The organism is Paraburkholderia humisilvae, assembly GCF_902859855.1.
GTDB classification, from domain to species: domain Bacteria; phylum Pseudomonadota; class Gammaproteobacteria; order Burkholderiales; family Burkholderiaceae; genus Paraburkholderia; species Paraburkholderia humisilvae.
In genome coordinates this window covers 1-5,956 of sequence record NZ_CADIKH010000159.1, presented here as the reverse complement: position 1 = coordinate 5,956, position 5,956 = coordinate 1, and the positions used below count along the sequence as shown (strand labels likewise).

2 protein-coding genes and 4 pseudogenes are annotated in these 5,956 nt (G+C 54.9%); 2 read left to right on the top strand and 4 right to left on the bottom strand.

Annotated elements, in window-relative coordinates; all coding sequences use genetic code 11:
• Positions 1-226: 226 nt before the first annotated feature.
• Positions 227-438 (bottom strand): annotated as a pseudogene (locus tag HV796_RS39770) (IS5/IS1182 family transposase); the annotation flags it as partial.
• A gap of 374 nt (positions 439-812) precedes the next feature.
• On the opposite strand from HV796_RS39770, the gene HV796_RS39765 reads away from it, so the two are divergent.
• Both HV796_RS39765 and HV796_RS46215 read left to right on the top strand, forming a co-directional pair.
• Positions 813-1,286 carry a cupin domain-containing protein gene (locus tag HV796_RS39765; RefSeq protein ID WP_175233225.1) on the top strand — a complete coding sequence of 158 codons (474 nt, stop codon included), beginning with the start codon at positions 813-815 and terminating at the stop codon, positions 1,284-1,286.
• A gap of 179 nt (positions 1,287-1,465) precedes the next feature.
• Positions 1,466-1,586 (top strand): annotated as a pseudogene (locus HV796_RS46215) (IS110 family transposase); the annotation flags it as partial.
• Positions 1,587-1,707: 121 nt separating this feature from the next.
• Here HV796_RS46215 and HV796_RS44905 read toward each other — a convergent pair.
• From HV796_RS44905 to HV796_RS39750, 3 genes and pseudogenes are all read right to left on the bottom strand, one after another.
• Positions 1,708-1,843: pseudogene (locus HV796_RS44905) on the bottom strand (IS110 family transposase); the annotation flags it as partial.
• 93 nt (positions 1,844-1,936) lie between these two features.
• The gene (locus tag HV796_RS39755; RefSeq protein ID WP_246356333.1) at positions 1,937-3,973 is read right to left on the bottom strand and encodes a thiamine pyrophosphate-binding protein; all 2,037 of its coding nucleotides are present in this window, start codon (positions 3,971-3,973) and stop codon (positions 1,937-1,939) included.
• 1,259 nt (positions 3,974-5,232) lie between these two features.
• A pseudogene (locus HV796_RS39750) lies at positions 5,233-5,544 on the bottom strand (helix-turn-helix domain-containing protein); the annotation flags it as partial.
• Between the last annotated feature and the right edge of the window lie 412 nt (positions 5,545-5,956).

The window sequence follows — 5,956 nt, the reverse complement described above, 5'->3', positions numbered from 1 at the left end:
GGCGACTGGCGCGCGACTACGCCCCGAAGGAAGTCCCCTTGGGGGATGAGCGCTTGCCCGAAACCCTCGCGGGCCTGCACTTCGTCGTCTTCGCCATGCTTATGCTTGTTCATGCCGTGCCGATTATCCAAAGTGCCTAACACCCTCCCACATAGCATCTAGGGACTTTGGATAATCGGTGCAGTATTTCCAATGCATAGCACGGAGACGGCAACGGGGTGTAGGCCCGACGCTGTTGCACCACGCGCAGCAGTGAGCACAAGTCGCGCCCATCGCCTCGAAGCCGCGTTGCTTTTGCTGATACACCACCTCCCACGGTGGGAAGCCGGGCGGCAGCAAACGCCGCGAGATATCGGCTCGCCCTATCCAGCACAGCACATTCAACATTTCCCGCAGTTCATATCGGCGCTGTGGCGCGTCCTCTCTCATCAAGGTCAGATACGCAGCGACGAAGCCCCATTCCTCGGATGCTCCAACTCATTGGTCAGTCGGCGACCCAAGACGGAGGGACAACAAGCCGGCACTGAGGCCAAGCGTCGCAACGATCAACCACCACAATGTCAGTGCCACCACAGCTTATCTGAGATCCGAAGGAGGTGAGCCCCTACCAATTCTCCACGATGGAAATTGAATAACCACAACGCACAATTCATTATCCAATAGTTATTTTTCGCCATCATAATACGTTACGAAATCGCTAAAAATTGACATGCGCAAATACCAAATACTGCGAAATATAATCGAAACTTGCCTCAGAATTTACTCATAGCTACATTCTTAAACACATCAACTCATGGATGGAACAGCCCGACATGAAAACAGTTTTCAAGAATTGCTTTTTTTCATTTGCAGTAGGTTTTGTCGCGTCTGGAGCCTTGGCAGCACAGCCGACCACTCAGGAAAAAGAGATTTTCGCGGTTGATGGCGCGAAGGTCACAGTCCTGCTCAAATCCACCCATGCATGGGACGGTGCGAGGTATTCTTCGTACCCCAAGGGACAACCTGAATTGACCGTACTGAAGCTCATCATTCCCCCACATAGCGACATGCCTTGGCACACGCATCCGATGCCGAGTGCGGTGTACGTCCAAACCGGGACACTGACCGTCCAGACCGACGATGGGCGCGAGATAAAACTTATCGCGGGCGAAGTGTTGCCTGACTCAACGCACACAGTCACTCATGGCCTTAGTGGCGATGAGCCGCTGGAGCTTATTCTTTTCTACCCTGGAACGCCGGGCATGCCCGTCGCCCATCCGATCAACCCGAACTCGCTCCCACACTAATTATGTCGCGAACACGGGCGCGAGCTCGTGATGCCGCGCCAAAGATTGGCGCCGGCCTCCTGGAGCCCGCTTGCAGGGGCAGGCTTCAAGACGCCAGGCGCAGTTGCGCTCACAAGCGCGGCGGTAAGCGACGATCCGGAAAAGGCCGTCAGAATCGTCCTGGCCTGTTCTAGCGCCTGCATGCAGCTTTCACTAATGCGCCATCAGCGCTCGTGGCACCCTACCGGATGCCGGGCAACCGCGGAAAGAACGACGTGGCGGACGCGGCGGCTATCTGTGAGGCAGTGACTCCCCCGAGCATACGTTCTGTTGAAAGACGAACACCAGCAGGCGACACCCTGCCTTCAGCGGACGCGGCCGGGTTTCATCGAGGAACGCACTGCGATCTACAACCACATACGTGACCTGCTCTCCGAATTCGGAGAGGGTGCGCATCTACCAGACGTCCGACTTCGTCGCGTTGCTTGCGGCAAGGAGACGAGTTGCTGGGCAAGACGCTGGATGACGATGGTTGCGGCCTGTGTACCGGGTACAACCACGGCCTGCTCGCTAAACGCCCGCCGTAGCCCGGTTGATAGCTGTACCTACAGGCTGGGCGCCACAGGCAGGCGCCCGGCGGGACAGTACTTCCATTCGTGACAGCGGCTGAACTACTGGCCCAATGCGGCTTCCGCTTTTCTGCTTTTTGCCACCGATTCTTCATAGTATCTATTCGGTGCAGGGTGAACGCCGACCATGACTTCAATCAAAAATGGGCCTTCAGATCGCATCGCGTCATCAACAGCCCCTTCGAGATCTTCGACCCGCTCGACCACGCGTGCAGCCACTCCAAGCGATCTGGCGAAGCCCGCCCAGTCATGACGCGGCAGCGTCCCGAACCGCTCCGAAACTGCCCCATTCCGGAGCACATCAATCTGCAGCGGGCCATGTGCAGCGTTATTCAAGACAATATAAATTACTTTGACTCCGTAACGAGCAGCAGTCTGTATTTCGACGCCATGCATGAGCATGCATCCGTCGCCCGTCACAACCACGCAGGGACAATTCGGCGCACCAAGCTTTACGCCGATTCCGGCGGCAATTGCCCAACCCATCGGACCAAGCGTGCTGGACGAAAAGTAGTTAGCCACTCCGGAGGATATCCAGTAATGAGCCATATATACCCGGTGTGCACCGGAGTCGACGACAATATTTGTTTCCTTGGGGAGAAGCTCGCCTAACCGTTTGATTGCTTCTCCCGGGTACATCGACGGACCATCGTTACTGACCCTAAAATCGGCATTCTCTAACTGGGGATCATACAGAGAACCCTTATTCAGATTAATCAACCACTCTTTTCTTGTTTTTACAGCCAAGGACAATTCATCTTTATTCATAATATCCATTTCAGCCAGCATCTTGAATGTCTCCCTAATCCCCGAGAGAACGACACCGCTTTCAATGTGCCCCTGCGCAGGCGCATCAAACGAATCATCGAATATAATTAAATCCTTTTTATCAGTCAGATCACTGCTCCAGTTCAGACTATCACGCTGATTCAAATCACTTCCAAATACAACAAGTGCGTCGAGCTCCGCTGAATTTATAAGATCTATCGCTCTTGCATGTCCAGCAAATCCATAAACGCCGAGCGAAAGAGAATGGCTCTCCGGAAAAGATCCTTTTCCCGATATCGTCGTCGCCACGGGAATGGAAAATCTCTCAGCCACCTTGATTAAATAACTCGCCGCCACACGATCATTTACCCTGCTACCGACGAGAAAAGCAATTTTTTTGTTCTTTGTTAAATAACTATCGCATAAAGCCATTACCGCCGTGGCGTTGGCAGGAAATTCACCTCCACTGAACTCAACCCGTTCACGCAAAAGAGTCTTCTGCGTCGGCACAAATGGAATTTCCTGCGCCTGCACATCCACAGGGATGCTAATATACGACTGATTTCGCCGCGTCCAGTTCAATCCATTCATCAAACGACGCATTTCGGCTCGGAGAGACTTCTTGTTTCTGAGAACAACGACATTCTTGATCAAGTTGCCGATACTGTTGCTTTCGGCGATGCCTCCCAAAGTGGCGTCCTGAAACGCCCCCTTACCCTCATCGCTAGAGGAGATACCCCCGGAAATGTAGAGTACAGGAATTTTATCCGCACGCGCAGCCGCCATGCCAGGCATGAAGTTCATTGCGCCCGGCCCGGAAATCGCGAGACATGCACCGAATTTCCCACTGGACCTAGCGTAGCCATCGGCCATGAAGGCGCTGCCGGCCTCATGAGCTGCAACAATTGCGCGAATCGATCGAGATTCGTCGATTGCCTTTAGAAGTGGATAAACCATCTTCCCTGGAACTAGGAATATCGTATCCACCCCCTTAACTGCAAGCGCCCTCATCAAAAAGTCCGCAACATTGCATTTGCCTTTGGATGCGTTTTTTGACACGACCAATTTCTGATTCGAAACCTCATCCCGCGAAGGCAGATTCGTTAGTTCGACTATGGCGCCCTTTAGATCATATGGATTTTCTACGAAATTTCGATCAGAGCCAGCCCATTCCGGCACTTTATTCGCTGGACGTTGTTCTTCGTCGCCTGAGGAATGCATAAAATTTTCTCCAAATTGATAATGCGTTTGACCGCCCGAATAATCTTTAACCAAACGATACGTCCCAGTACTCAGCTTCTGCACAAACATACTGGGCGAATCATTTCTAGCAGTGAGCAAATCGTTATCACCAAAAACCGTCGAGCACCCTCGTTATTCGAAGCAAAACGCTGATCGTTGTTCGCAATGAGCAGCGGTAAAGTGTTAGACGCCCTCGAAGCGATTTGCTTCTTCGAGTTGTTTCTGCACGTACTTTAACGGGTGTAAAACACTATATTGTCAAAGATTGTGGCGCCGAAGTCGGGGATGCGCCGAGGTGAGTTCGAGGCCAATAACAGTCAGGTGCCACGGTCTTGCTTAAAAGTGTCGATTAAGATTGACCCGCTAAACCGGAGACCTATTTCTAAGGAGGTGTCGAAAAAAGGTTAGGCATCGTACCCCTTACGCTGCGGGATTCCGCGGGCATAAGGTGGGGTTGATGGAGGCGGGTCGTACGCCCGAGGAGGTCGCATTCCACTGCGCAGACAATCATCAACTGGGCTGCGCAGGCCGATCGTGACGCGAATGTGCGTCGTGATCGGCTGACTACGGCCGAGCGGCAGAGAACTGATGCGGCTGCGCCGTGAGAACGCCAGCTAAAAAATGGAGAGTGGCATACTCGTGCGACCTGCAAAGTCGCACGCTTCTCTATTTCACGGGGGTAGGCATGATCTGCTGAAACTGGCTGTTCGATCAACCGTTCCCTACCCGGACATGCGGAGCTGGTAACGACTCGGCGTGAAGCTTCCGAACCAAAATAGTAGCCGCCGTCTGTCGGGTACCTCGAATCGTGGAGTAACGCAGAATCCGGCAGCACGAAGGCGGAGAGGCGCAAGAGATGGACGGGTGCAACCAATATCGGGAGCATCCGCAACGCGCCGCTACGAGTAACACCCTAAACGTGCTAGCAGGCTTCGGTGGAAAAAGCCGGATGAGCGGAGACGTTTACGTCCGATTCCATGAGCACCTGAGGGGGTGGTTCCGTCAGGTGACTCGACGCGTTGTGAGCCGTCCTTCGAGAGAACTGCTCCAATCCAGCATTTGTCCGACGATCCGTCGTTTCATGGCGGTCCGTGGTCAGGAAGGTATCAACAGGATATTTCATACGCAGCAGATACGCAAAAGAGGAATATCGCGTTGACGACATCAGGCTATCAATACAACCCTAGAGAATGAAAGGGACTTCCCCGTCCCGATGCTCTTGCACCATGCGCACTGCACGTTCCCGGACTTCAGCAGAAAATTTGTTCGACTTGTTCATGGCTCCATTCTCTCAAGAGTTGGAGCCTCCACCAAATCCGGGGCGGTTCAGTTTCGGCGGCAATCGTACGTACGCTCCAGTGCGTGGCGCCATCGGCGGGTTTGGTGTGCAGGGTCTTGTGAATCAGCTGAGCCACCCGCTCATCGTCGATCGTGCGCGGCTTGCCGGGGCGCGCTTCGTCATGGAGTCCGTTGACGCGCTGCTCCAGAAACCGAAGACGCCACTTGCCCACCGTGGCGCGCGTGAGTTGCAGGCGCTGCGCGATCGCACTGTTGGGCTGCCCGTCAGCAGCCGCCGCCTGCACTATGCGCGCCCGCGTGACCAGCGCAGGCGAAATCGAGCGCGGCCTCACCCGCCGCGCAAAGCTGTGGGCACGTCATACTCCATGCCATCGTCGCCGGCGGGGACAATCCCGAGCGGCTAGCCGCGCTGTTCCAAGGCAATGCGCGCAAGAAAGCGCCCGAACTGCGCGAGGCACTATCCGGTCGCACTACTGATCACCTCCGAGCCCTGCTGAAGCTACACCTGACGTCATCGAGGCTCTGCGGCACACGCTTGCTCAACTCGGTGACGCCCAACCTCGGAAAGGCGCTGGCACCGATCGGGAAATGCGTCCGCCTGTTGACCACACCATCCCCCGGCGTGAGTAACGCAACCGCCCAGGTAAGTCAGAATGATTTTCCGTGGAGGCGGAGGCTGGCCTGCCGCAGGAAATCAAACGCGGGTTAGCATGACTGCCAGAGCCGCACGGGCGTGGCACGGGGCCACGCCCC